The organism is Pedobacter steynii (assembly GCF_900103665.1).
In the GTDB taxonomy this organism is placed as follows: Bacteria; Bacteroidota; Bacteroidia; order Sphingobacteriales; family Sphingobacteriaceae; genus Pedobacter; species Pedobacter steynii.
This window is the reverse complement of the sequence record NZ_FNGY01000001.1, coordinates 44,683-69,167: the sequence shown is the minus strand read 5'-3', so window position 1 is coordinate 69,167 and position 24,485 is coordinate 44,683. Positions and strand designations below refer to the sequence as shown.

Below are 24,485 nucleotides of genomic sequence, written 5' to 3'. Positions count from 1 at the left end.
TCTTGTTTTTATTCTAAGACAAAGGTACCTCATGGAGCTTCCAACAGTTTTACATGATTTCGGGAAAGATTTATATAATATCAGTGAAACGAATAAAATGGCGAGTCCGGTTGTCCTTCGGTCATTGCTCAAACTCAATCCATATGAACTACAAGCTAAATCCGCAGTGAGTCCACGTTTATACGTAAAAACGTGGACTCACCCTGGACTCACCGTGGACTCATTCTGAAGACATATCCGACCAATATTAGTGGCATTCAAAGCGAATCCGGTAAAAACAACGTTACATATCTACCGATAACAGGCTGATAATTAATCAAATCACCAAACAATTTCAATCGTTCAATGGTTTATTTATCAAGCTTTCTCATTGAAATTCTGCCAGTTCTAATTATCCGTACTATGACAAAGATTAATATGTGTTTTGAGCATCAGGTTGCAGTGAAAGCTTTCTTTGTGAACAGAGATAAAATAAAGGATCCTGCAATCATAAAATACCTCAGGAGCGATCCTGATGGCATTTTGGAGATTCCATTGGATGGAATAGAAAAAGGAAAATGGAAGATGACCCTGGAATGGACTTATGAAGAAAAAGACTATTCTCTGGTGAAGAACATCGTCATACCTGTCCCCGAAAAGGCAGCACTTTAACAAGGAAGCCCCGGCGCGCTACTTTTGCTGTTGCATTACTTTAGCCATATCGTAAAAATTCATGGTTTTGTCCGGGTAATTGATCTCTACAAAAAAGTACTTCAAAAATTGAAACCCTAAGATTCCTGAAATGTTCATTTTTTTATCAAAATCAGGCATTACATTTAAACCCATTCCAATTTGTTCCATATTTAAGCCACCGATCATAAAGCTTTTAAGCTTACCTCTGCGAACTTTTCCGCCATTACCACTCCCCTCGGTCATGTTTACCGCTCCTGTTTCCTTCCAGATCGCCGCAATCTCATTTTCCAGACCATGATCCACCACATTATCTGTGGAACCGGTATCCATTACAAACTGATAAGTTTTATCTCCAATGTTTGCTTTTACTACCGGAAAACCATTCGTCAATTCAAAGGGCAGATGAATGATGGGGGGAATGTCTTTAATCAACGGAGATTTAACCGGTTTCTTATTCAATTGTAGTTCCCTGCCGGCAAAGTTCATCATCAAATGATATTCTTTAAAAAAGGAACTGCCAATCAATCCCAGAACCTTCTCTGCCGTTCCCGTTTTAAGCTGACTCATGTTAAAAGCAGGAAAGCTTTGGTTTTCCAGTTTCAGGTTTTCCCATTCCAGTTTTTCCAGTTTCACTTTGTCCATGCTAACTGCACCACCCATCCCCTTCATTTGCTGGCCACTGGATACCGATTTAAAATATTCGGAGTTGAGCAGGATAAAGCCATTACTTCCCGTATCTACGAGTAAAAGCCCTTTTTCTCCATTAATGACTACTTCCACGAACATTAAACCGCCTACAAATTTAAACCCGGATTTAATCTGATCCGGCAATACCTGCGACTTGCTCCTCAGCTCCTTCGGTGCTTTCTCCATTTCGGATTTAAAAGAATGGAGACGGTCGTGAACAGCGAACAATTCCAACGATGATCCCAGCATCAGACCTAGAAAAAGAACATTACGCGTCTTTACATTTTTTGATAAATACATATTTAGTTGATCACAATTTTAGGGGTAACATTAGACGATAAAGTTCTCTTCAAAAACTCTTCGGGACTGATATCTGGGTAGTTTGGCTTATTTTTTCGCATAATCCCTAATGCGGTAGCCGCATATTCCAATGCTTTTGCCCGATCCTCATTATAGGCATATAATTTACTTAAGGTCTGGTTCAGCAGGTAATCTGAAGTATGGGAATGGCTGGACAACACAGACAACGCCAGTTTATTGTCTTCCTGATTTGTGCCTTTCCTGGCAATCAACAAAGCCAATTGCGCAGATTGCTGCATGTCTGGTTTTGAGCCATAGTTTGCCAAAACTTCTTTAGCTTTTAAATAGGCCTGATTCTCATCCAGCATTTTAAGAATGGATGCAGCATGAAAAGCCGTCAGAAAATCTGCGGTGTCGGGCGCATAAAACTGTCTAAAATAACCAGACAAGCCAGCCTCATCGATGCGATAGCTTTTCTGGTTGTCTTTTCCTACCTCGACCTTAAGTGCTCTGGACATGATCTCCGCATCCACAACTTTCTTTAGGTAACCCGCTGCTTTTTCCTTCCCGATAGCAGCTGCCAGCTTTTCCTTATTTTTCAGGAGTGTCATGAAATATTTACTGCTGCTCCCAGTCGTCATAAACATCATCATTTGAATACTTTCTAAGGAAAACTTATCTTTTTGAAGGCCAAGAAAATCATCCGCAACAACGGCAAGCTGAGGATCTCCGGCAGCAGCCAGTTTCCGGACATAGGCCTGTATAAATTCAGCAGACCGATCCCCCTTACTGTACCTGTTTTTAAACGACAACATTTGTTGAGCCGGGTTCAGTGCGTCTTTCCCTATGGCGATAAAACCGGCAGGTTTCAGCCCCCCTCCGCCAGCTTTATGAATCAGCTTACCATGCTCATCAAAAAACAGATAACATGGATAAGAATTGATCTGATAGGTCTTTTCAAACATCGCCGCATCTGCATACTGACCTTTTTTTACCGCATCGTCTGTTGCGGTTTTATCCATCTGTAACTTAAAGCTGATGAAATTGACATTGAAGAAATCGCCGACCTCTTTAACCGGAAAAACATCTTTGTCCATTTGTTTACAAGGCCCACACCAGGTAGTATAACTATCCACAAAAATGGCTTTCTTTTCTTTTTTTGCCTTAGCCAGAACCTCTTTCCAACCAGGCACATTTTCGAAGTTAATGCCTTGGGCATAAGTAAGACCTGTGACCATACTAAGGATCACTACAAGTATTCGTTTCATGAGCTTATAATTTTTTTGTGTGTGTTTAGCATATTTTAAAAACCAACCCCGAAGGAGGGGGAGCTCCCCCAGGGTAGTTTTAAAGAAAGCTGGCATCAAAATGTATTCATCATCCCTGAAGAAATTCCTGCCAGGCACAGCCTAGTAGTAACGGCTGTATTTACGTGACACCAAAACACATAAAACCCCAAATGGCTGGATGATGAAATTCATAAATCGGACAACTCTTATTATTTCCAGGGTATTGCCGGATTAAGTGTATTGTATTTATACTTTACCTCAGTAATTTTTCCAAAATTTTCATACTTAGAGAAATAAGTACCTCCGGCAAACGAGCCTGTAGGGTTTATGGTAAAGAAGAATACCGCACCTGAGTTTCCCGATTTGTTGTTGACCACGGCAAAAAGCTGAGTTCCGTTTGTCATTAACTGATCAATGGATACGTTCGTTTGATCGAAAGTATAGACCACCCTGGCCGCATCATTGGTAAAATCGTAAGCGTAGATCTTGTTTTCAGAAGCATAATAGGTCAATGGGTTATTTGATGCATTGACATAGGCTGTTGCGGTAGAAAATCCCGGAGCTGTCACTTCCTTCACACTTTCACAATAAGTGGCCAGGGACTTATAAAATCCAAATTTATAGAGAAATACCTTCCCTGTTTGATTGTCTTTGCAATAAGCTAAAGGCTTTAAAGAACCGAAATTCGCCGCCCCGGGGCTTGTTGTAGAAGCCATGTTATGGTCAAAAAGCAGGCAGGATTTATTTCCGATATTCTCTACATCAAAGGCATCTGCAGGATTCTTAATAATAGACTGCATTTTCCCGGCAGACTTGTTGTACTTTAAGAAACGGTGATTGAGGTCATCATATACAAAAACATAAGTACTCATGATCAGCGACTTTGTGGCCTTATAATCACCGGAAGCCCGGTAACTAAACATCAGTGGCGCACTGATCGAGGTCGTGGAATGTACACTCCCATTATTGATCAGGTAATTGTTTGTCCCAAAAAAATCCTGATAAATCACAGATGGTGCATAAGCACTCTGGGCATCAAAAAACCAGGCCCGGATGTCCTGAAGAAAACCAAAGCTTGGCAACAGGGTATAACCACCGGTTTTTCTGAACACATATAACAATCCGCTGGCATTGGCTGCCGACTGGATCATGGTCATTCCCGTAGCTTCCCGCAGACTGATGGTATTGTTGGCAGAAAAAGCACCCCAAAAAATCTCCGGTTTGGTATTGTTCAGAATCACATCAATATCCTGAATACCACCAGCCTTCTCATTCAGGACCAGAAAGCCCTGTGAGGCTTTTGCTTTGACATTAAGGCCATAGCTACTGCTCCTGATGACACTTGATTTTACATCTTTTACTTCCAGAAGAACGGTATAAAGCCCGATTGGCACCTGGACAACATACATCAGATTTTTCTCCGAAGAGATCTTTTTTATCGTGGTATCTCCTGTCCTTGCTCTTTGGGGGATCAGCTTCCAGCTATATTCCAGTTGAGTGCTATCCCCTGTAAATGTCATCCGGGGATTGATCTTCAGGCTATCTAACTGAGAAAGGGAATAGTTATCCTGATTGTAAGTAACCGGTTCGATGTTGAGTACATCCACAGGCCTGAGGTCATAGTTTCCTTTATCCTTATAACAAGAGGAAAACAGGGTTCCGATAAGGGAAAGCAATATAAGTGAAGAATGAAATCGTTTCATTTTTTTTATCAGTTAACAGGTTAAGGGAATATGACATTTAAACCGTTCTCATCCTTCAATGGATAAGTAAATGGATCATCAGCAGCAGGCTTCAATATCCTTGAATTCAAATCGTCCAGGACTGACCTGAGTTTCAATTGAAAATAAGCGAATTTTACCCCTGAAAAAATATATCGGGTAGGATCTTCCAGTGCAGTGGTTGCGGCAAAATTGATTTCAGGAAAACCGAGTTGATACAGTATAAAGCGATGTTTGGCTTTAGAATATGTACCAAAGTAGCGCAGCATCTTTGTGTCCCAGTCTATCGGTTTTACCATGAAATTGAAAAACGCGACTTTGCATTTCAACTGTTTGCTCAGGCCTGGCTGGAAATCTTCAGAGGCAATAATTTTAAAGGAAACTTTCTTCCTGATGGTTTCCAGGTCTTTGGTCTTGCGAAGGATCAGCTTAAAAACACCCTTAAATTCTCCTGCTTTAATGATCCCCTTTCCAAAATCAAAATCAATACCTTGTACTGCAGAAGATTCTTCCGCAATGGCAGCAACTTTAAATTCACGGTCTCTGTTTACTGCTCTTCCCGTTACATCAACAGGAAGAAAAAGGGTATCGCTTTCCAGATTTCCTTTTGATGCAAAAGAGAAATCCAGACTGTCAATATAGGGTGGCGGATTGGGGATATTTAACCTGGAAAACTGGACCCGGTCTCCCCCATCATAAAGTTTCACCTCTTCCTTCTTGCAGGCAGACAGCAGGAGTAAAGTTATTGCGGTGATATATATCGGTTGTTTCATTGTCGTTTATTTTTAGTTCATGGTGATCAGAGAAGCGCTTATCTTGCGCCGTAGATTTTTTCATTTTCCGGCAAAGGAAGCACATAGCTTTTGACAGACATCTGTGCAACAGGACTGTCTTCTATATGATTTGCGTTGATCCTTTTATAATAGTAGAAAAGCTGGCCTTCCATAAAAAATTCTTTACGGTATTCCTTTCTGATCTCTGTCTGCAGGTCGGCATTGTCCAGAATGGGTAAAAGTCCTCTGTTGGCCACTACGGTATTGAGGTAAGTTAAGGCTGTTGCCGGGTCTGCTGCTGATTCAGCAGCGATATAATACATTTCCGTTAAGCGCATCAATGGGATATAATTCCTTTGTAAACTCAGCGTCGTCCCTTCGTCTGCAAGATCCTGATACAGGAATTTATGTGAAATCAGGAAACCCTTAATAGGCTGCATCATCGGCGACTTAAACCGGATGTCGGTAACCTGGTCTCCAAAAATGTTCCCTTTGAGTTTGGCTTCCTGCGTAAAATAATACGGGGCACTGACGGTCAGATTGGTTTTAGGCTCCAATACGGAAAAGGCTCTTGCTTCAAAAGGTTCGCTATATAAGGAAAACAAATGTTCCGGATGAAAACTACGGTCAAGATTAACCACAGTTCCGGGCAGCATCAGAAAGATCTGCTTTGCGTCGATCACTTCCTTCGCTTTCGCAAATGCAAGTAATTTATTCCCCATGTAAAGATAAATCCTTGCTTTAAGCCCTTTTGCAGCATATAAATTCATCCTCACTTTACGATCCGCCACTCCCCTTTGGTTGATGACGTCTCCGGTCATCAGGTTTTCTGCCTGATCGAGATCGGCCAGTGCTTTGTTCAGAATTTCTTCTACCGTCGATAATGGCGTAATGGTACGTCCATAGGCGGTCACATATGGCATGTATTTTTGATCGTCTTTTGCGATATAAGCAGGTGCAAACATGCGCAACAGGTCAAAATGCAGGTATGCCCTCAGTGCAAGCGCCTCTCCTTTGATCAGTCCGTATTTATTCCCGGAGAAGATTGCTTTTTTTGCGTCTATATTTTCCAGAATGGCATTGACCTGGGCAATGGTGTTAAACTGCTGTAACCATACCCTATCGATCATTGACCGGAATTGCTCTGTTTCATAATCCAGGTTTTCTACCGGTTTCAGCAGCCTTGCCGCCAGATCAGAAGAACTTCCTACAGAATAATCAGAGGCCATCACGCTCAGCATCCCAAAAGTAAGCTCCCTGCCATAGGTCGCCTCTTTAGTCATGGATACATAAGCGCCAACCATGGCTTCATTGAACCCCTGCTCTGTGGAAAAAAGTTCCGTTTGTTTCAGATCTGTTTTCGGCTCTACGTCCAGCCATTTCTTACAGGAGCTGAGGGCCAGTACTGCCAGCAGGAATACAGGCAGGCATCTGTTTTTTAATAATTTCATTTTGCTAAATATTTTTTGATTGATAAGACCATTAGAAAGTAACATTTGCCCCGAATGAGATCCTTTGTGCAAAAGGGTATTGCGTACCACGTTCAATCCTGATGGTAGAGAAACGAGCTACATCATTCATGCTCAGGCTGAAACGAAGGGTCTGCATGTGCAGACGTTTCATCAGCGCAGTGTTGTTTAAGGTATACCCCAGGGTGATCGCTGAGATCGTCATGTAATTGTTTTTCTGAACAAAACGGGAAGTAGATCCAACCCTGTTTCCGCCTCTGTTTAAGGCAAAAGCACTGTATTTCGCTTCATCACCCGGCCTTGCCCATTTGGATTCATACGCTCTTTCATCCACATTGTTCAGACTGATGTCAATGTCTTCCACCTTAGAGAGTAAGGTAGAATTGTACAGGTATCCGCCCACCGAATAACTTGCGGCAATGACGGCATCCCATCCTCTATAGCTAAAATTGGTTCCAAAACCTCCTGAAACAACCGGCCGCTCATCCGCAATGGCGATCTGGTCCGCAGCTCTCCAGTCACTGCCGATACTGCCATCCCGATACCGGAAAATTTCATTCCCTGTAGCCGGATCAATACCAAGCGAAGGCAAGGCATAAATGGCAGATCTTGAACTTCCTTCAGTAAAAATATTCGGTGGCAAAGTCGATTTTGCATCGCTGTCAAATGTATATTGCATGGCATCCAGGATCACCTTATTCCGCTGTTTCATGGCATCTGAGATCTTGGATATTTTGTTTTTATTTGCACCGATATTCCCCCACATTCCAAGTCTGACTTTGTTAACTCCTCCGGGAAGCAACCTCAGGTTTAACCTGATGTCAAAACCATTGTTACTCAGCTCTCCGATGTTATCCGTAAAACTTGAAAACCCAGTGGAAGGTGCGAGTGTAATGCTTTGTAAGAGGTTAGACGTCTTTTTCAAATAGTATTCTGCATTGATGGTCAAAAGAGAACCAAATAAGCCCATGTCCAGGGCCACTTTCTGCTGACGCGTGGTTTGCCATTTCAGGTCTGAATTTCCAAGACCCTGAATTAATGCCCCGAAATCACGGTCGTAAATATTATCGGTGTTGTACTGGTATTTCGTCATCGCCTGATAAGGCGCAAAATTCTGACTCGCCGTTTCTGCAATTGCTCCGGTTAGCCTCAATGAACTGAAGAAATTCAAATTTTGAATGAAAGACTCCCGGTGAAGGTTCCAGCCCAATCCTGCCGACCAGACCGGTGCATATTTTTCATTTGATCCAAACTGCGAGGAACCATCGAGTTTAAAGGAAAGGTCTACAAAATAACGGCTGTCATAAGCGTAGTTAAAGGTAGCAAGGAGCCCTGCCAAACGGCTGGTATTGTCCAAACCTCCCGGACGGGAATTCTCCCTGTATTGCTTGGCAAAAGCAAGTTCGTCCATTTTTGGATTCGGAAATCCCTGTGCCTGTACCCTGGTCACGCTGGAAACGGACTCCTTAATATTGAAACCTGACTGCAGGTAAAAACTGTGTTTATCAGCGATCAGCTTACTAAAAGTCGCAAAAAGAGCGCCCTCATATCCAAAAGAATTCGTATTGGAAACATCAAGACTTCCACGCAATGCATACGCAGCCTCCAAAGGGGAAACATTTAAGAAGCTGGAATGATTAGCGGGTTTGAAATCCTTCGTATCTGAATACCGTTTAGATAGCCCCAGGGTAGCCCTTAAACGGAACTCATCATTCATCTTCCATTCCGCAGAAAGGTTATTGACGATCTCCGTGTATTTGCTTACATTCTGGGTATTAATCGTCCCATCGTACAAAGGGTTGACAATATAACTTCCCCGCTGTCCATCTGTTAAGGTCTGCTCATAAAGTACCGGCGAGTCTGCCCCTCCGACTCCCGGAATCGGAAAATAAGGTTTTGCATCTACAAAAGACTGAAAGCTGCCATATGGCGTGGCCGTCCCTTTGGTATTGGCTACCTGAAGGTCATTCCTGAACAAAAAATCACCGGTATTATAGTTGAACAACATATTTCCCTGATAATTATTGCGGGAAGAACCTTTCATAATTCCAGGATTAAGTGCCGCAGAAAAACCGACGCTGTATTTAAAGGACTGCTCGCCACCATCTAAGGTGAGGGAATGGCGTTGTTCAAGTGCGGTTTTTAAGGGCTGTGATAACCAGTAAGTATCTGCACCGCTTTTCAGTAAAGAAAGCCGGTCGTTGTACAACTTTTGTTGTGCGATATGCTCGGCAGGCGAAGTACGGCTATACAAGCCAACTCTTTCTTCAAACTCCAGCAAGCGTGCCGCATCGAGCATGTTATAATCTCTTAAATCCGGAATCACCATATTGGAACTTAGTGCATAAGTGGCCCTGAGTTTACCTGAGGCAGGAGATTTGGTCACAATGACAACTACCCCATTTGCAGAACGAGTACCATAAATAGCAGAAGCAGAACCGTCTTTCAATAAAGTCAAAGATTCGATCCTGTTCATATCCAGGTCAATGATTCTTTCCAGAGAGGTTTCAAAACCATCCAGAATGAATAAAGGCAGATTTGGGTTGCCATAAAAAGCAGCGCGAAGATCACCACTGGCATAGCTTTCGGAAAGGTTATTTCCTCCACGGATCTCGATATTCGGCATAGAATTCGGATCTGAACCCAGCAGATTGTTGTCTATAATCCGGAAGGAAGGATCTAATAAACCCAGTCCCTGCAGGATATTTCCCGAACTCAGTTTCATCAGTTCCTGCCCGGTAAAGGTGGTCGAGCTTCCGGTATAAGTATCTTTTTTGCGTTCCGAAATCCCCGTCACTACGACCTGGTTCAGCTCGGAAATCTCTTCCTTCAAGAAAGTGCTGATCGTGGTATTTTTACCGACCAGTACTTCGGTCCGCATAAAACCGATATAAGATAAAATGAGGATCTCTTTCTCTGCCGCCCTGATCCGGTATTTGCCTTCTGTATCAGACATCGCCGACCGCCCCGGATCTCCTTTTACACGGACAGATACGCCTGGCAAAGGCTTTTTCAAATGATCGATTACCGTTCCTGAAATCTGGTTCAGGCTTACGGCTCCGGTTTCCTTTTCTATGACGGCAACTTTAGCCTTTACCGCAATCATGGTTCCATCCTGCTTAAATTTCAGGAAGACTTTCTGCTCCAGTTCCACAAGGACATCCTGAATCGTACGGTCTTTCTTTTCAAAACTGATCAGTTCCTTTGTGTCAAGCTGTACGGCATTGTAATAGAACTTTACTTTATAGACCCTTTCTATTTGCTTAAAAGCATTTTCAATCGTGTTTTTTTTAAAGGACAGGGATTTCTTTTCCTGTGCCCCTGCACTGTGCGCTAAGATGAAAAATACGGCAATAAAGGTCACACCTATCCTGCAGCAGGTTTTTAACCCATGCCGCAGCAGGTCCAGTAGGATTTTATTCATAATTTGGTTAGTGGTGGTTGTGTGTTTGGTTTATAATGTGGATTAATTGAAATCGATGATGACTTTATCCTTTTCTATTTTGAAACTGCAATCAGTGGCGAAGCAGAAGATATTCAGGACACGTTCCAATGGTTCATTTTCATAGGTTCCGGAGAATTTGCCGGCAGACTGCTGTTTACCGCGAATTTCAAAAGGAACGCCATACCAGTCCTCCAAGGCGCTGACTACGGAACTAAAGCTGGTATTGTTAAATTTAAGCTGCCCTTTAATCCAGGATTCACGCGATGGGACATCGAAGGTTTCCTTCTCCATCAGGTCTACGGATCTGTTGAGCATCACCATCTCTCCGGGACCGATAATTTCGGGGTTGTTGTCTGTTTCAGAAGAATAGGATTTCTGAACTTTTAGCTTACCGGTTAACAGTTCCACTTGTTGTCCCGATTCATGAGGATAAGCACGCATAAAAAATGAAGTTCCCAATACGGTTGCTTTCATATCAGAAGATTCAATGACAAAAGGAAGGGAAGCATTAGGGCTGACTTCAAAATAAGCAGCACCTAATAGTACCAGTTTACGGCTGTCTTTATTGTAAAGATGAGGAACTTTAAGTACACTATTTGAGTTGAGAATCACCTTGGAATGGTCAGCCAAAGTTACTGTTAAACGTTCTCCAAGGGGAGATTTATAAATGCGATATCGCTGTTGTTCCTGTTGAACTGCAAGTTCCGCCTTTTCTTTCTTCTGATACTGATCAAATAGCACCACCCCCATCACCAATAAAACCGAGGCCGCAGCTGCATACCAGATCCGGTTAAGGGAAGGTGATTTTCTTATTTTTACCGAAGCTGAAGTCTCCTCTATTTTCAAGTCTTCATACTGAGCCCTAACCAGGTCTTTAAATTCCTGTACTGCGATTTTCTCTTCCCTGCTTTTCAGCATCAGATTCAGGGCAATCACCAGCTTAGCGGCTTCGGCTACCTGTGCTTCGTTTTCCGCTGACGCTTTCGCGTAATTCTGCCAGCGAAGTATATCTTCCTCATTACTTTTATGGCAATAATTGACAAACGTCTGGTCTAATATGATTTCTTCAAGTGTATACATCCCTGTCTCTTTTCATACTAGACGGAATAAGGTCTTTTTTTTACCATGAAAATTTCAACTTTTCTAAATAAAAAACACAATACACTGTAAATGAGAAAGAAAAACAATTCATTCGTTTTAAACAAACATCAAGGTCAGGAAGATATTCAGATCTTTAGGGTTAAAATTCTCTTTGTTTAGCGCTTCACGCATGCGTTTGATGCCTTCAAAAAGATTATTATAAACACTGCGGATGGTTAAAGAAGTCCGTTCGGCTATTTCTTCATTACTCAGCCCTTCATAATATTTCAGGAAAATTACAGTCTGGCAACGTCTGGGCAGATTTTCAAAAATCCTGGAGAGTTTATCTTTGAGTTCTTCCAGCGTCTGGCTATTGAGCATGGTCTCTTCTGTGGAAGGTTCTGACCAGGCATCGGTAAAGTCATCCAAAGGCTCCATTTTATACCTCTTTTCTAAGCGATGGGTATCGATCAGCTTTCTCCTGAAAGAAGTCAGGATATAGGATTTCACGTTAGAGATTTTTGTAAAATCCGTCTTTTTCTCTAAAAAGGACAGGAAAGTCTGATTGATTTGATCTTTAACACCAGCCAGGTCCATACCACTTTTAAGCCCCACAAAAACGAGATAGCTGTAATGCTGCTGATATAAGCTATATATATCATCAGGCATTGCCAACCCTGGTATGCTGCCATCTAGCTCAGACATGAATGTGATCCTCCTTAAAATAAAATCGCAATCTACCATTCTAATCCTTGATCAGGAAATATATTTCTTCACCGTCACCATCATTTTACCAGCTGTCAACGGCACCATGCCCTTCGTCAAATACTTTTCCCTTCCTATCCGATTATCTGTCCCTTTGCGGCAACAAATAAAAATTATTTAAACAAATGATGGTTCCCTGGAACCATCAGCAACATTAAAAAAATGAAAAAACAATTTCTTTTACCTCTGATCGCATTTACAATGATGGCAATTTCTGCAAACGCACAAAAAAGCCCCTTCCACATTGGTCTTAAAGGAGGTGCCAATTTCAGTAAACTGTCTATTTCTTCTTCCGGTATTTCTTCCAAATATGCAACAGGGTTTTCGGCAGGTGCTTTCACCAGAATAGACATCTCTAAAGTTTATGTTCAGGGAGAGCTTTTATTCACCAAAAAATCCAGTAAATATGAATCCAATCTTTTTGGCGGCGATAAAAAAGTAAACTGGTCAAGTGTCGACGTACCGGTATTGGTCGGCTACAAACTACTCAACGCGAATTTACTAAACGTAAGGATTTTTGGTGGTGGTGTTTATTCTTATACCATCAGCGACAAAGCTTCGCTATTCAAACAGGTAGATAATTCTTTCAGCAAATTCGACAAATCAAATATCGGCTACCAGGTGGGTGCAGGAATTGATGTAGGAAAGCTTACTTTTGACTTGAGATATGAAGGTGGACTATCCAGCGTTAGTAAACAATTTAAGTCCCGTCCTACTTCCTTTCAGGCAAGTGTAGGATTTATGATTTTCTAAAATTTGAATTTTTATTTCGTCATTAATGAAGAAAACCGCAATTGACAAACATTTTCTTTTTATAACCGGATTCTGGATACTGCTTACTTTCACGTTGATCGCACAAATCAGCAGGGATTATCCTACAGCTTATGTCATTTTCCCATGTCTGCTGATCATTGGATGCGCCATGTTGATTTCTTATGTTTTCAGCAATAAGATTCTTCCCAATGCTTTTACAAAAGGAAAAACGCCCTTATTTGCGATGCAGAGTTTCAGTGCCATTGTTTTGCTCACTTTTGTCATTGCTACAGTGAATTACATGACATTTCTAAAATACGGTGCGAATTACACACCCAGCGATCTGTCTCTAATAAAATCACAAAACTCGTTTTGGTTTTTGTTTTTCACAAGTTCACCCGCTGCCCTATTGATTTTAGGATCAGTTTGTGGTTTCAAATTCTACCAGCGCCACAACCAGATTGAGTTGCAGCATAATTTGTTAAAACAGGCACACGCGGAAGCACATGTACGGATTTTACAAGACCAGATCAATCCGCACCTCATGTTCAATGTCCTGAACCATATTCATATTCTAATGAAGAAAGATGTGGATCTGGCCTCGGTGTTGCTGGTCCGGTTTTCGGATATTCTCCGGTATCAGATCTATGAATGCAATATGGAAACCGTGAGTCTGGAAAAGGATGTAAAATACCTGAAGGACCTGGTTTCTGTAGAAAAGATCCGATGGGGAGAGGAACTGGAAGTCAAATGCGATTGGAATATAGCAAATGGAAAGAGGGATATTGTCCCTCTTTTGCTGGTTCCATTTGTAGAAAATGCCTTTAAACATGTGTCCCGTTTACCCGCTTCAAAGGGCTACGTTCATTTGCAACTGAACCAGGATGGGGAGCACCTTACATTAAAGATTGAAAATTCAAACTCTGTGCAGCCATCCCGAAAGAACAGCAGCAATAGTGGTCTTGGTCTGGAAAACGTACGTCAGCGTTTAAAAATCTTATACCCGGACCATCATGAGCTGGACATTCAAAATACCAGCACCCTTTTTAGCGTGGTATTAAACATTAATTTAGAAAAGAAAGCAAACTATGCAGGTAACTAAAAACAATACAGAACTACCACTGCAATGCCTGGTCATTGATGATGAACCCATAGCAAGAACAGGAATTATTGATTTTATTGATCAGGTAGATTTTCTTCAGGTAGCAGGGTCCAGCGCAACGGCGATGGAAGCATCAGATTTCATTCACAGCAATCCGGTCGACCTCTTATTTCTGGACATTAATATGCCTTATCTGACTGGCCTGGAGTTTCTGGAATCCATGGAAAACCCTCCCCTTACCATTCTTACTACCGCTTATTCGGAATATGCATTGGAAGGATATCGCCTGCACATTGTCGACTATCTCCTAAAACCCATCACCTTTCAGCGCTTCCATCAGGCTGCAACCAAAGCAAGACAATTACATTCTATGAACCGTCTGATCAAACAAACACCCACTGTGGACCCTTTTCTGTTTGTTCGTCAGAAAGATAGCTTTAAGAAAATTCTATGGGCCGACATTCTATATGTAGAAGGAATGCAGAACTATGCGAAACTAAAGTTCAAAGATCAGGAACTGATCATTCATCAGACCCTGGTTTCATTGGAAGAGATATTACCTGCTGATCACTTTTTCAGAATTCATAAATCTTACCTGGTCAATATCGCCCATATCGATGTCGTATCTGGTGGGCGGATATTTATTGATGATCACGAATTGCCTATCTCCAGGCACCGTAGAGAAGAATTATTGAAAGAAGTGGTTTACAGCAAACTCATTAGCCGTTAAAGAACTGTGCAAATAGTAAAGAGGGGTGTCTGAAGAGGCATCTCTCTTTTGTTTTTACCTAGGATAATGGCGATACTTATTTTATGTAAACTCAGGGTAGGACATTTGTCTGTTTTTTGTATAGACATTGATGTTGCTGAGGGGTTGGCAACCCCTAATAGGGAACAATCACTCCCGAAACGCAAACCGATTCGTCTACCAGCCTGAATGGAATTGTAGGTAAGTTGTCTTATCAGTAGAAATTTAGTTTAGCCAGACGACCTAAAAATAAAATACACTATTTCTAATAAAGAAATATTAATATAATATAAGTATATTCGAAGCATTGTAACTTAATATGGAAAAATTAGATAAAAGAGTAACAGCACTGGAAAATACGATTTCCACATTATTGCAACACATGCAGCAGGTTAATCATAACATTGCTACTGGATTCGAAAAAGTTGAAAAACACTTTGAATATGTAGACAAAAACTTCGCCATCGTTAACAGAAACATTGAGCTTATAAAAGGTGATATTGATCTGTTAAAAGAGGACGTTGATCTTATAAAAGGGAATATTGACCTTATCAAAGGAGACATTAACCTTGTAAAAGGGGATATTGATCTTATAAAAGGGAATTCTACTGCTAGCCTGGAAACTATTGAGAACAGCATCCTGAATTTAACAGCTGAAATTTCAAAAATCAATGACACCAGTGGTTATAGGGATTTGCATGCAAATATGAAAAAAGTGAGTAAATTATAATTCTTATTCATCCTATTACTGCGAAGCTCCATTTTGGGGCTTTTTTATAGTTGAAAATTACCGCAACAATTTCTCTTTCCTAAAGTATGTATTAAAGCCCTTTGAAGAACGAGTCAAGATTATTATTTTTTTTTAAGTTATCATCCTAAAGTTAAAGCTGCAGACCGGCCAAAAATAAAGGGAATTGATGATGTGTACCAATTGTTCCTTCAAAATTGGTACAAGGATAGAAGAATTTAAGATGATGGAATTTAGCGGAGTTCTTGCAGATCCGAAAGTGGTTTTTGCCATTGTCTTAAGGGGAGCTGCCAATGGAATCCTCCTTGCTCATAATCATCCCTCCGGATCACTTAAACCGGGTCAGGACGACCTTAGAATAACCGAAAGTTTAAAAAGATCGGCCTGGTTACTGGGTTTAAAAATTGTAGATCATCTGATCATCAGCCCGGAAGGTTATTACAGTTTTTCCGCGCACCAGCTTTTATAAAAAAGCCGATGTCCCCTATTGAGATCAGCAACTCAACAGAGGACATCGGTTTTAATCTCCCCCTATTTCTTTCCGAAATTCCATTTTATCCCCACTGCCCCATAAGGTGCCGGTTTAAAATAAGAGCTCTTCTCGTTGCTTTTATCTTTAAAAAAGTCGGATAACTTTCTGCTGGTAAAGGTCATCGAGCGGTACACAGAGTAACCTCCGGTCAGCTCAATACTCAGGGATTTGCCAATTTTAAATTCTGGCCTTAAACCAGTAACCACCTGCAGGTAAGACAACATAAATTTATCTTCGCGGTCCACATCAGCGGTCATGGAGCTGATCTCCCCAACTGCTTTCAGATTGATGGCCTCATTTACTTTCATGCCTACCTCAACCCGCTGAGGGAAATTCACGAGGACCTGGAATTTCCCCTCTGTCTTCCAGGTAAAATATATCGCAGGTAAGATCATAGGTACACCAAAACTATTCGACACCATTGGCCCGAATCCCAAAGCTGTTCTCGGATTGAACTGTTTAATAAAGATCACCCCTCCCATCGCTAAAACATCAGCGTAGTTGATTTTTTTCATATTCGTATATACCCCTGCTGAAGCCATGAACATAATGTTCCAGGTTTTACTCATTGGCCTCATGTGCATCAGGCCAATACTTGCATTTAACAGCTCATTCGGAAAAAGGCTCTTTTCAAAATCACGATTTTTGATGGAAGCATAAGACCCGTCAAGCGACACCGCCCAGATTTTCGGTCTGCCCAGAGAATCCAGCTTTACCGATAAAGGGATTCCGATTCCACCTTCGATTCTTCTCATATCACTTTTCCCGGTATTGGAATCGCCATTACCGTTTGGATTATAATTGGAGAAAGGAATATATTCGCCTTTCAGCCTTATTCCCGGTTCCATTTGTGCTTTGCTATCTAAGGTGAAAAATGCTGCCAGAACAATAAGGCAGTACGTTGAAATTTTCATAGTTTTTATAAATCAGTGGTTAAATATATTTTTCGGCGAATTACCGGATGTTCCGGCCCCTCCGGAAATATTATTGACCACTGGTCATCCTGTGTTGACAAAAAGCAGATTTACCGCTTGTCAGTAACCCGCTGTCAATAAGATTTATAGAAATTAAGCTGAATTTCATTTTTTTAATACATTTGCAGCTTAGCGGGATATCCCGATTTACTCGATGAAACAGCAAAAACTTGAAGGCAAGAGACTATAGAATTCCTATCATTTATATCGTATTAGGTGTTTTATGGATCACACTTAGCGATAGCTTCTTAAAAACCATGGAGTCTTATTTAACTCCTGAAATAGCAAGATATACCGCTTCCCTAAAAGGCATCTTTTATGTCTTTGCTACAGGCTTCTTATTGTACTTCCTTTTAAAAAGGGAGCAAAAAAAACTGGCAGAGGGCAATAACAAACGAATGACAGAAATCATCGATAAGATGAACAATCTGGTTATTGTTTCAGATATTAAAGGAAACATTACCTGGGTAAACCATGCATTTGTGAAGGTGACCGGTTATACCATGCAGGAGGCCTTGGGAAAAACACATGGTGCCTTATTATATGGCCCTAAAACAGACATGGAAGTCGTAAAAACACTGAGTAAAGCGATCAACAACAAAGAGTTCTTTAGCGGGGAACTGGTCAACTATGCAAAAGGCGGTAAAGAATACTGGTCGCAGTTTAATCTTTCTCCTATGTTTAATGCAAAAGGTGGACTGGAAGGTTACATGTCTATAGAAAACAACATCGACGACAGCAAACATAAAGAAGATCTTATTGTACAGCAACACCAGAAATTAAAGGCTGTTTCCTGGCTAAATTCACATGAAATCCGGAAACCTGTTGCCTCAATTATGGCGCTCACAGAATTGATTTTGGAGGAAACTGATCAGGAAGAACAAAAAGAACTGGTCAAATACTTACACCAAAGCACTATGGATCTGGATCTTATCATTCATCAGATCAATGAAGAGGCAGCAGTAAAATAAATTATGTACCTTTGAGCTCAACATCAAATAAAACAATTTCCTAAAAATGATCCGGCAGTTTACACCATCTGATCTTAACCCGATGAGGGAGATCTATAATCACTATGCGGAAAATACGCTACTAACTTTTGACGAAGCAGCGTTGACAGAGACCGAATTTTCGGATAAACTCAATCCGGTTCTTTCCAGATTCCCTTGCATGGTGTATGAAAAAGAAGGAAAAGTGCTGGGCTTTGCCTATGCCACGGAATGGAAAGAAAACCCTGCCTATCGTTTTACGGTGAGCAGCTCCATCTATCTGCATCCTGAAGCCCTAGATAAAGGAACAGGAACGGCTTTATACCGTAAGCTGATCGAAGAACTGAAGGAAATGAAAATGCATTCCATCGTAGCCGGAATTTTGATGCCAAATGAAAAAAGCACCAGGATGCATGAGCGTCTTGGATTCAGTAAAGTTGCACACCTGAGCCAGATTGGACACAAGTTCAACAAATGGATCGATGTCAGCTACTGGCAGTTGATCTTGTAATTCCCCATCCGCTTATCTCCCCATTCCCGCAAATGATCTATAAAAGGAATGAGTTCCTTTGCAGATTCGGTTAAGGTATATTCCACCTTTGGCGGAACTTCGTTGTATACCTTTCGGATCAACAGGCCGTCTTCTTCCAGCTCACGCAGGGTTTGAGTCAACATCTTTGGAGTAATGCCCACAATGCTCCTCTTAAGCTCTCCATAGCGAAGAACAGTATGGGTGTGGATGTACCAGATGATCCTGCCTTTGTACTTCCCTCCGATCCTTTGAAAGGCATAATCTACGGCACAAACCGGATCTGAATTGAGCTTTTTTGTCATTTTAGTTATTTTTACACCTGATAATCAGCATTAGTATGTTTTTAGTCTGTAGGATACCAAAAGGTGCATACTTGACACAAAGATATTACTATCCTAGCTTTGAAGAAATTAAAGATCAAAAAGGATGAAAACACTGATTGTAAATAAAAAATATGGAATCGATCACCTGAATATAACAGCAGGCCAGGTGCCGGAACCAGCAGCAAATGAAGTGCTGGTTAAAGTCTCCGCCATTTCCCTAAACTACCTGGACCTTATGGTGATCAAGGGAGATTTCGGCCATCAACTCCCTCATATTCCAGGCTCTGATGCCGCCGGTACGGTACTCCGCATCGGTTCCGCAGTAAGCAGTTTTCTTCCGGGAGATACCGTTTCTACCCATTTTACCCCTGGATGGCAATCCGGGAATTTAACGCCTGAAGGCCTCGAAAACCGGTTGGGAATTGGTACAGCAGGTGTATTCGCCACTTATATCTGCCTGCCAGAAGCAGCCCTCGTGAAAAGCCCTGTTCATTTAAGCGTTCAGGAAGCGGCAACGCTCCCTATCGCAGCCTTAACAGCATGGGAAGCCCTTCATCAGGCCGGCGGACTTCAATCAGGTGAAACCATACTCCTTCAGGGAACTGGCGGTGTCTCCGTATTTGCCTTGCAGTTTGCGAAACTGGCTGGCGCCAGGGTGATCATCACTTCCAGCTCGGATGAGAAACTGGAGCGGGCTAAAGCAATGGGTGCCGATCATGTTTTCAATTATAAAACACAGCCCGACTGGCTGGAAAAAGTGAAAGCACTCGGAGGGGTAGATCTTGCCCTGGAAGTGGTCGGAACCGGATTTAAAGAGTCCATACAAGCCTGCAGATTTGGCGGACGCATCATCATCATCGGTTTTTTAAATGGCGCAGAAACCAGCCTGAGCATCTTTGACTTTTTACAGAAAAAACTCTCTGTTAAAGGTGTTTTGGTAGGATCGAAAGACACTTTCAGGGAAATGAACCAGGCGATTGAAAAAGCGGATCTTCGTCCGGTAATCGATCAGGTATTTCCTTTTTCAGAAGCCAGACAAGCCTTTGAATACCTTGCAGCAGGAAAACATTTTGGGAAGATCGTCCTGGACCTGAATTAAGCACATCAAGCCCTAAATAGAGTGGCATGAGACCACTTTATTTAAGGCTTTACCTAGACAATTGTCCGTAAAAGATGTGACAATTGTCTGCAAAATATGTGACAATTGTCCAAATCAACGCCCCCCTTCGGCACGTAACTTAGTATTCATACGAAAATTGAATACGATGATGAACATTATCCCTTTTTTTATTCTTCTCATTACTACGATTCTGATTCTCTTATGGGCATATTCGGCTATTTCTAAATTCCGGGATCTACCCAGGTTCAGACGGGGGTTAAGAAGTCAGGCTTTTCCCAAATGGGTTGGAAAAATAGTATTCTGGACACTGCCTGTTACAGAGTTAGCGCTGATCGTATTTTTGTGGTTACCCGATACCCGGTTATTGGGCATGTATCTTTCGGCCCTGCTGATGCTAACCTTTACGATTTACATTGGCGGAGCAGTATATGGCTTCTACGATCGGTATCCTTGTCCCTGCGGGGGCATCTTCAGAGGAATGAAGTGGAACACCCACTTCAAAGTAAATTTCATCCTGACCTGTATTGCAGTCGCAGGTATACTCTTAATGGAATTTGGGACAAACTAAATCAAACGACTATGCTATCCTGGTACATCTTAAGCCTGGGCAATGACCCTACTACGAAATACAACTATGAAAAAGTTTATGCCCAGCCTACCTGCTGTGGAACAGAAGCCATTTGTGCCATCCGGGCCTTCGACGATGGCCATAACCATCCCCTGATTTCTGAGCAGCTAAAATTTGAAATGATTTCCGCACTATGGAACAACAGGGAAACGCCCAATGTTCGGTTACATTATTCAGGCCGTGAACAGGAATCGGTCAACATCGTATGTCATAACTACCTGTTTAACAAAACCATTACCGTTTAATCTCCGATATACTTTTCCCATTAGTTTTATAACGATTTGGACAATTGTCGGGAAAAATTGTGACAATTGTCCAAAAAAAAAGTGACAATTGTCCGGCAATAGGCTGCATTTCCTAATTAACTTGGTATTTATTAAGGGAGATGCCAGATACCCATAAAAGCAGGCAAAGGGACATACTGAAAACCCTGAAAAGAGTAAGTATAATTTTAATTTAAGAACCATACTCACTATTACAAACATTAAAACTTTGGGAACTGACACAGGAGGGGTCCTCCTGTGTTAACTATAGTGTATCGGCGATTAAAAAAACAGACATTATGCAATGGTATACATTTATAGGAACAGATTCCTTAAATCCAACTCATTATAAAGTCGGACATACTGATCCTGGTTGTTCAGGAAGCAGGACCATTTGTTCCATTTTCACATCGGGAGATCTTTATCCTTACATAGACTACGATGTGATCTGCTACATGGTATTAGCACTGAGCAGTCGACGAAGCAATGAGAAGGTAATCTTAAGAGATTAAAAAAATAATTCTTTATGTCACCACTTTCCACAAAATCGATATTTAAGTTTGAGTATGTAGACTTAAAGAATTGAAATTATTATGAAAGAACAGATACCCTACTTCGGCGACATGTTGTATACAAAGACAACATTTCCACATATTGATTTACAAATCGCAGAACAGTTATTGCATAAAACAAAAACCCCTATGATACATACTGCGCTGAGAAGAAAAATAGGATCGTTATGTCCCGTCACTGACGAAATCTTTCAGACGCTAAACAGAGACTTTAATCCTTTAAGTTTATCGGTGAATCAAATTCTGATTAGTGCAGAGCAGGTTCCTGACCGCATCTTCTTTATTCAGAAAGGCTTGTTAAGGGGATATTATATGGGAGAAAAAGAAACCATTACCACCTGGTTTGCAGGGCCGGATCAGTTTATCATTCCCCACAATTTCTTTTCGCAGGAATCCTGTAACGAATACATCCAGTCCCTGGACGATTGTTCGTTGTTATCCATTAGCCATCATTCCTGCTTAAAAATGTCGCTGGAATCGAATGACATTGCCAAGATCTTCTTCAAATTACTGGAAGAGAAACAACTCCAGTCTGATGCCAGAGAGCGGATGCTTCGAATTCCAAATGCGGAAAAACGATACCAGAGTATGGTCAAGCTCATGCCTGTTGTCCACCAGAATGTAAAGGACGACACACTCGCTTCCTATATGAATGTAACCCGACGGCACCTGGAGCGCATCAAGATTAAAACCTCCAGAAAATAACAAGGTTACCCATTTTTATCAGCGGCGTCAAATGCCCATCCGACAAGTTGCTTTAATGCTTTAACAACTTCCCTCCTGTCGGATTCCTTCCTGACATCCAGATCGCAGAAATTACTATCACTATTCTTTGAATGCAGTACCAGGTAATTGATTCCGGAAATCAACACCGCCTCTATCGCCCTGAAATTCACAGATGAACCCTCAAAATAAGGATCTGTCAACTCAAACAATTCAGATTTAATACTTTCCCGGAACCTGGCGATCTTACTCATCATCTGGCTTTTCCCATTGATCTCCCATAGAATGATGTTCTGTAATTCAGGACTGTCAGAAAAATATTCCAGGTTCTCGGCCAGCATATTTCCGGCAAGGTTTCTTCCAAAATCATGGCGGTTGGCCTCCAAAATTTCAGGAAGCCTTTTATAGGATTTTGTCCAGTAATCTTTCTCCAGGATATAAGACTCAATCAATTCCTGGGGGCCAACAAAATATCTATAAATCAATTTTTTGTGAACATCGGCGTACCTGGCGATGTTATTAGGGCCTAACCCACTGTAGCCCTCGGTTTTCAAAATATCTCCAACTGCATCATAAAGTTTACGTTTAGTCCTGCGACTATCTCTCAACTTTTCGGTTTCCTTATAATTACTCATTGAAACAACGTTTAGGTTTTCATTTAACGGACAATTTAATGGCTAACATTTCTATTTCTTTATTTAAGGATTTATACTTCCCTAACTTTTAAAGGAATAGCTAACTGGCTAAAACCTGAACTGTCATTAAAATCCTTGAAGACGGCGTTTTGTAGGTTATTTTTCATGGCAAGAGTGTTAATGACTGAGGGTTAATAAAATACTCTTCCACATTTCGTAACAACAACCAATCTTTAATACTGGCGTTAAGTTATAACTGGAATTCCCGTAAAATTAAATCGTAATTTATTAATCTATTAAAACTTTTGGTTTTAACTTATAGCCTAAACGTTTAATATAAATTATAAAGAGAAATATATTCAAACAATTAACCGGCCGGATGAGCAATTAAAAATTTTAACCTTTAAGCATAATAACCTGTTACCTTATAGATGAGGCAGGAAGAACAAATAGGCTTTTTCCAGGCATTAACCGAATAAACCGTTAAAGAACGTGCGGCTTTTTGTAACCAATCTCCCAAGGCCTGAAAGATTCACGACACTGCTGGAGCTCACATCAGGAAGTAATTGATAAACAGAAACTTCTAATATCTCTGCGATTTCATAAATCCTCCTTACGCTCAATTCCGTCTCCTCCCTTTCCAATTTAGAATAGGCATTTTGAGAAATATTGAGTCTCGAAGCCATATATTCCTGACTGTAACCTTTTATCACTCTCTGTATCCTTATGGCGTTACCAAACTGCATATTTTTATTTCAATCTTTACGAATATAACAAGAATTACGCTAAACATATCAGATCAAATATAAAAACTCTTGCCCAGTCTTAAATCTTAAATTTAGTTAAACAAAATAATTACAGTTAATTTTATAAAATGCAAAATAAATAATGAAGCAAATATATTCCAACTGGAAAATTATCGCCAAATGATACCCATAAACAGGGATCACCTTCTATCCTTAAAATATCCTGATGATTTTAAGGAGATCCGGATAAAACAAGAGGGTAATGATGATGCCGGAAAGAACTCCGAATAGATGAGCATACTGATCAATATGGTCTTTTTTCCCGAACTTAATCTCATACATTAAACCTAGAATGAAGACGATGATAAAATGAATATTCAGGACCTCTCCAAGGTAAGGAAGCTTAATGTAACTCTCGTTCGCATTTATGATACAGAAGCTCCCAAGAATGGCCAGTGCTCCTGTCGAAGCACCTGCACTACGGAAGAAAAAATCTTTCCGGTGAACCAGAACTGATCCAAGGTTACCGATAAGCGTACCAAAGAAATAGAGGGCTAAGAAGATGGTATGACCAAAGATACTCATACGGCTAAATTCCCGCTCCACCATCGCGCCCAGAATGTAAACAATGGCCAGGTTAAATGTCAAATGAAACCAGCTGGTATGAACCAGCGCAGCAGTAACCAAAGTATAAAATTTCCGGTTTCTGGCGATGCTGTAAGGATGGAGCAGGAAAGAAAAATAGACCCTTTGGTGATAGAAGGCATAGATACTTACTAATGCGGTAAACACGAGGATAAGGATGATTCCGGGTGCTGGACAGAGCGAAGCGCTAAAGTCTGATAACATAGGACAATAATGACAAAAAAATAACTTCTAATTTAAAACCTATAGCT

Annotated in this window: 26 protein-coding genes; 13 read left to right on the top strand and 13 right to left on the bottom strand. The window is 41.2% G+C overall.

Going from position 1 to position 24,485, the window contains the following annotated elements; translation table 11 throughout:
- The first annotated feature begins 402 nt into the window (after positions 1 to 402).
- Positions 403 to 651 carry a hypothetical protein gene (locus BLQ87_RS00190; RefSeq protein WP_074603907.1) on the top strand — a complete coding sequence of 83 codons (249 nt, stop codon included), beginning with the start codon at positions 403 to 405 and terminating at the stop codon, positions 649 to 651.
- A gap of 18 nt (positions 652 to 669) precedes the next feature.
- Here BLQ87_RS00190 and BLQ87_RS00185 read toward each other — a convergent pair whose 3' ends face one another.
- From BLQ87_RS00185 to BLQ87_RS00150, 8 genes are all read right to left on the bottom strand, one after another.
- The gene (locus BLQ87_RS00185; protein WP_074603906.1) at positions 670 to 1,659 is read right to left on the bottom strand and encodes an aspartyl protease family protein; all 990 of its coding nucleotides are present in this window, start codon (positions 1,657 to 1,659) and stop codon (positions 670 to 672) included.
- A gap of 2 nt (positions 1,660 to 1,661) precedes the next feature.
- Complete coding sequence (locus BLQ87_RS00180) at positions 1,662 to 2,927, bottom strand: thioredoxin family protein (protein ID WP_172664775.1); 1,266 nt, start codon at positions 2,925 to 2,927, stop codon at positions 1,662 to 1,664.
- A 230-nt stretch (positions 2,928 to 3,157) separates the two neighbouring features.
- Positions 3,158 to 4,651 carry a PKD-like family lipoprotein gene (locus tag BLQ87_RS00175; RefSeq protein WP_074603904.1) on the bottom strand — a complete coding sequence of 498 codons (1,494 nt, stop codon included), beginning with the start codon at positions 4,649 to 4,651 and terminating at the stop codon, positions 3,158 to 3,160.
- 20 nt (positions 4,652 to 4,671) lie between these two features.
- Positions 4,672 to 5,442, bottom strand: a complete 771-nt coding sequence (locus tag BLQ87_RS00170; protein ID WP_074603903.1) for a DUF4843 domain-containing protein — start codon at positions 5,440 to 5,442, stop codon at positions 4,672 to 4,674.
- A 38-nt stretch (positions 5,443 to 5,480) separates the two neighbouring features.
- On the bottom strand, positions 5,481 to 6,893 hold the full coding sequence (locus tag BLQ87_RS00165) for a RagB/SusD family nutrient uptake outer membrane protein (protein WP_172664774.1): 1,413 nt from the start codon (positions 6,891 to 6,893) through the stop codon (positions 5,481 to 5,483).
- A 31-nt stretch (positions 6,894 to 6,924) separates the two neighbouring features.
- Complete coding sequence (locus BLQ87_RS00160) at positions 6,925 to 10,335, bottom strand: SusC/RagA family TonB-linked outer membrane protein (RefSeq protein ID WP_074603901.1); 3,411 nt, start codon at positions 10,333 to 10,335, stop codon at positions 6,925 to 6,927.
- Positions 10,336 to 10,377: 42 nt separating this feature from the next.
- Positions 10,378 to 11,436, bottom strand: a complete 1,059-nt coding sequence (locus BLQ87_RS00155) for a FecR family protein (RefSeq protein ID WP_074603900.1) — start codon at positions 11,434 to 11,436, stop codon at positions 10,378 to 10,380.
- Positions 11,437 to 11,553: 117 nt separating this feature from the next.
- Positions 11,554 to 12,141, bottom strand: a complete 588-nt coding sequence (locus BLQ87_RS00150; protein WP_074603899.1) for an RNA polymerase sigma factor — start codon at positions 12,139 to 12,141, stop codon at positions 11,554 to 11,556.
- 222 nt (positions 12,142 to 12,363) lie between these two features.
- Here BLQ87_RS00150 and BLQ87_RS00140 point away from each other — a divergent pair, with 222 nt between their 5' ends.
- The 5 genes from BLQ87_RS00140 to BLQ87_RS00120 all read left to right on the top strand — a co-directional run bounded on the left by BLQ87_RS00140 (position 12,364) and on the right by BLQ87_RS00120 (position 16,021).
- Positions 12,364 to 12,954, top strand: a complete 591-nt coding sequence (locus tag BLQ87_RS00140) for a porin family protein (RefSeq protein ID WP_074603897.1) — start codon at positions 12,364 to 12,366, stop codon at positions 12,952 to 12,954.
- 25 nt (positions 12,955 to 12,979) lie between these two features.
- A complete protein-coding gene (locus tag BLQ87_RS00135; protein WP_074603896.1) occupies positions 12,980 to 14,056 on the top strand; it encodes a sensor histidine kinase in 1,077 nt (358 codons plus the stop codon).
- Entirely contained in the window at positions 14,043 to 14,786 is a 744-nt protein-coding gene (locus tag BLQ87_RS00130; RefSeq protein ID WP_074603895.1) for a LytR/AlgR family response regulator transcription factor, read from the top strand. Before BLQ87_RS00135 ends, BLQ87_RS00130 begins: the two co-directional genes overlap by 14 nt.
- A gap of 337 nt (positions 14,787 to 15,123) precedes the next feature.
- Positions 15,124 to 15,534, top strand: a complete 411-nt coding sequence (locus tag BLQ87_RS00125) for a hypothetical protein (protein ID WP_074603894.1) — start codon at positions 15,124 to 15,126, stop codon at positions 15,532 to 15,534.
- A gap of 187 nt (positions 15,535 to 15,721) precedes the next feature.
- On the top strand, positions 15,722 to 16,021 hold the full coding sequence (locus BLQ87_RS00120) for a JAB domain-containing protein (protein ID WP_083361618.1): 300 nt from the start codon (positions 15,722 to 15,724) through the stop codon (positions 16,019 to 16,021).
- A 62-nt stretch (positions 16,022 to 16,083) separates the two neighbouring features.
- On the opposite strand, the gene BLQ87_RS00115 is transcribed toward BLQ87_RS00120, so the two are convergent.
- Complete coding sequence (locus BLQ87_RS00115) at positions 16,084 to 16,998, bottom strand: DUF6268 family outer membrane beta-barrel protein (RefSeq protein ID WP_074603892.1); 915 nt, start codon at positions 16,996 to 16,998, stop codon at positions 16,084 to 16,086.
- A 230-nt stretch (positions 16,999 to 17,228) separates the two neighbouring features.
- On the opposite strand from BLQ87_RS00115, the gene BLQ87_RS00110 reads away from it, so the two are divergent.
- Together BLQ87_RS00110 and BLQ87_RS00105 are read left to right on the top strand one after the other, a co-directional pair.
- Positions 17,229 to 18,029, top strand: coding sequence for a PAS domain S-box protein (locus BLQ87_RS00110; RefSeq protein WP_074603891.1), 801 nt, complete (start codon positions 17,229 to 17,231; stop codon positions 18,027 to 18,029).
- A gap of 46 nt (positions 18,030 to 18,075) precedes the next feature.
- Positions 18,076 to 18,558 carry a GNAT family N-acetyltransferase gene (locus BLQ87_RS00105; RefSeq protein ID WP_074603890.1) on the top strand — a complete coding sequence of 161 codons (483 nt, stop codon included), beginning with the start codon at positions 18,076 to 18,078 and terminating at the stop codon, positions 18,556 to 18,558.
- Here the strand turns inward: BLQ87_RS00105 and BLQ87_RS00100 are convergent.
- Positions 18,537 to 18,881, bottom strand: coding sequence for a winged helix-turn-helix transcriptional regulator (locus tag BLQ87_RS00100; protein ID WP_074603889.1), 345 nt, complete (start codon positions 18,879 to 18,881; stop codon positions 18,537 to 18,539). The genes BLQ87_RS00105 and BLQ87_RS00100 overlap by 22 nt on opposite strands.
- Positions 18,882 to 19,005: 124 nt before the next feature.
- Between BLQ87_RS00100 and BLQ87_RS00095 the strand changes: the two genes are divergently transcribed.
- From BLQ87_RS00095 to BLQ87_RS00080, 5 genes are all read left to right on the top strand, one after another.
- Positions 19,006 to 20,001 (top strand): zinc-dependent alcohol dehydrogenase family protein, encoded by a 996-nt coding sequence (locus BLQ87_RS00095; RefSeq protein ID WP_074603888.1) that lies wholly within the window; start codon positions 19,006 to 19,008, stop codon positions 19,999 to 20,001.
- Positions 20,002 to 20,167: 166 nt separating this feature from the next.
- The gene (locus tag BLQ87_RS00090) at positions 20,168 to 20,590 is read left to right on the top strand and encodes a MauE/DoxX family redox-associated membrane protein (protein ID WP_083361617.1); all 423 of its coding nucleotides are present in this window, start codon (positions 20,168 to 20,170) and stop codon (positions 20,588 to 20,590) included.
- Positions 20,591 to 20,601: 11 nt separating this feature from the next.
- Positions 20,602 to 20,895 carry a hypothetical protein gene (locus tag BLQ87_RS00085; protein ID WP_074603887.1) on the top strand — a complete coding sequence of 98 codons (294 nt, stop codon included), beginning with the start codon at positions 20,602 to 20,604 and terminating at the stop codon, positions 20,893 to 20,895.
- 317 nt (positions 20,896 to 21,212) lie between these two features.
- On the top strand, positions 21,213 to 21,425 hold the full coding sequence (locus tag BLQ87_RS33400) for a hypothetical protein (RefSeq protein WP_143010286.1): 213 nt from the start codon (positions 21,213 to 21,215) through the stop codon (positions 21,423 to 21,425).
- An 81-nt stretch (positions 21,426 to 21,506) separates the two neighbouring features.
- A complete protein-coding gene (locus BLQ87_RS00080) occupies positions 21,507 to 22,190 on the top strand; it encodes a Crp/Fnr family transcriptional regulator (protein ID WP_074603886.1) in 684 nt (227 codons plus the stop codon).
- A 5-nt stretch (positions 22,191 to 22,195) separates the two neighbouring features.
- Here the strand turns inward: BLQ87_RS00080 and BLQ87_RS00075 are convergent, their stop codons facing one another.
- The 3 genes from BLQ87_RS00075 to BLQ87_RS00065 all read right to left on the bottom strand — a co-directional run bounded on the left by BLQ87_RS00075 (position 22,196) and on the right by BLQ87_RS00065 (position 24,438).
- Positions 22,196 to 22,843 carry a TetR/AcrR family transcriptional regulator gene (locus tag BLQ87_RS00075; RefSeq protein WP_074603885.1) on the bottom strand — a complete coding sequence of 216 codons (648 nt, stop codon included), beginning with the start codon at positions 22,841 to 22,843 and terminating at the stop codon, positions 22,196 to 22,198.
- 467 nt (positions 22,844 to 23,310) lie between these two features.
- A complete protein-coding gene (locus BLQ87_RS00070) occupies positions 23,311 to 23,589 on the bottom strand; it encodes a helix-turn-helix domain-containing protein (RefSeq protein ID WP_074603884.1) in 279 nt (92 codons plus the stop codon).
- Between the two features lie 213 nt (positions 23,590 to 23,802).
- Positions 23,803 to 24,438 carry a rhomboid family intramembrane serine protease gene (locus BLQ87_RS00065; protein WP_074603883.1) on the bottom strand — a complete coding sequence of 212 codons (636 nt, stop codon included), beginning with the start codon at positions 24,436 to 24,438 and terminating at the stop codon, positions 23,803 to 23,805.
- Positions 24,439 to 24,485 lie beyond the last annotated feature (47 nt).

What these genes read in the sequence shown, in the direction of transcription:
- BLQ87_RS00190 (WP_074603907.1), top strand. Translation starts at nt 403, where the DNA reads ATGACAAAGATTAATATGTGTTTTGAGCATCAGGTTGCAGTGAAAGCT.
- BLQ87_RS00185 (WP_074603906.1), bottom strand. Translation starts at nt 1,659, where the DNA reads ATGTATTTATCAAAAAATGTAAAGACGCGTAATGTTCTTTTTCTAGGT.
- BLQ87_RS00180 (WP_172664775.1), bottom strand. Translation starts at nt 2,927, where the DNA reads ATGAAACGAATACTTGTAGTGATCCTTAGTATGGTCACAGGTCTTACT.
- BLQ87_RS00175 (WP_074603904.1), bottom strand. Translation starts at nt 4,651, where the DNA reads ATGAAACGATTTCATTCTTCACTTATATTGCTTTCCCTTATCGGAACC.
- BLQ87_RS00170 (WP_074603903.1), bottom strand. Translation starts at nt 5,442, where the DNA reads ATGAAACAACCGATATATATCACCGCAATAACTTTACTCCTGCTGTCT.
- BLQ87_RS00165 (WP_172664774.1), bottom strand. Translation starts at nt 6,893, where the DNA reads ATGAAATTATTAAAAAACAGATGCCTGCCTGTATTCCTGCTGGCAGTA.
- BLQ87_RS00160 (WP_074603901.1), bottom strand. Translation starts at nt 10,335, where the DNA reads ATGAATAAAATCCTACTGGACCTGCTGCGGCATGGGTTAAAAACCTGC.
- BLQ87_RS00155 (WP_074603900.1), bottom strand. Translation starts at nt 11,436, where the DNA reads ATGTATACACTTGAAGAAATCATATTAGACCAGACGTTTGTCAATTAT.
- BLQ87_RS00150 (WP_074603899.1), bottom strand. Translation starts at nt 12,141, where the DNA reads ATGTCTGAGCTAGATGGCAGCATACCAGGGTTGGCAATGCCTGATGAT.
- BLQ87_RS00140 (WP_074603897.1), top strand. Translation starts at nt 12,364, where the DNA reads ATGAAAAAACAATTTCTTTTACCTCTGATCGCATTTACAATGATGGCA.
- BLQ87_RS00135 (WP_074603896.1), top strand. Translation starts at nt 12,980, where the DNA reads ATGAAGAAAACCGCAATTGACAAACATTTTCTTTTTATAACCGGATTC.
- BLQ87_RS00130 (WP_074603895.1), top strand. Translation starts at nt 14,043, where the DNA reads ATGCAGGTAACTAAAAACAATACAGAACTACCACTGCAATGCCTGGTC.
- BLQ87_RS00125 (WP_074603894.1), top strand. Translation starts at nt 15,124, where the DNA reads ATGGAAAAATTAGATAAAAGAGTAACAGCACTGGAAAATACGATTTCC.
- BLQ87_RS00120 (WP_083361618.1), top strand. Translation starts at nt 15,722, where the DNA reads ATGATGTGTACCAATTGTTCCTTCAAAATTGGTACAAGGATAGAAGAA.
- BLQ87_RS00115 (WP_074603892.1), bottom strand. Translation starts at nt 16,998, where the DNA reads ATGAAAATTTCAACGTACTGCCTTATTGTTCTGGCAGCATTTTTCACC.
- BLQ87_RS00105 (WP_074603890.1), top strand. Translation starts at nt 18,076, where the DNA reads ATGATCCGGCAGTTTACACCATCTGATCTTAACCCGATGAGGGAGATC.
- BLQ87_RS00100 (WP_074603889.1), bottom strand. Translation starts at nt 18,881, where the DNA reads ATGACAAAAAAGCTCAATTCAGATCCGGTTTGTGCCGTAGATTATGCC.
- BLQ87_RS00095 (WP_074603888.1), top strand. Translation starts at nt 19,006, where the DNA reads ATGAAAACACTGATTGTAAATAAAAAATATGGAATCGATCACCTGAAT.
- BLQ87_RS00090 (WP_083361617.1), top strand. Translation starts at nt 20,168, where the DNA reads ATGATGAACATTATCCCTTTTTTTATTCTTCTCATTACTACGATTCTG.
- BLQ87_RS00085 (WP_074603887.1), top strand. Translation starts at nt 20,602, where the DNA reads ATGCTATCCTGGTACATCTTAAGCCTGGGCAATGACCCTACTACGAAA.
- BLQ87_RS33400 (WP_143010286.1), top strand. Translation starts at nt 21,213, where the DNA reads ATGCAATGGTATACATTTATAGGAACAGATTCCTTAAATCCAACTCAT.
- BLQ87_RS00080 (WP_074603886.1), top strand. Translation starts at nt 21,507, where the DNA reads ATGAAAGAACAGATACCCTACTTCGGCGACATGTTGTATACAAAGACA.
- BLQ87_RS00075 (WP_074603885.1), bottom strand. Translation starts at nt 22,843, where the DNA reads ATGAGTAATTATAAGGAAACCGAAAAGTTGAGAGATAGTCGCAGGACT.
- BLQ87_RS00070 (WP_074603884.1), bottom strand. Translation starts at nt 23,589, where the DNA reads ATGCAGTTTGGTAACGCCATAAGGATACAGAGAGTGATAAAAGGTTAC.
- BLQ87_RS00065 (WP_074603883.1), bottom strand. Translation starts at nt 24,438, where the DNA reads ATGTTATCAGACTTTAGCGCTTCGCTCTGTCCAGCACCCGGAATCATC.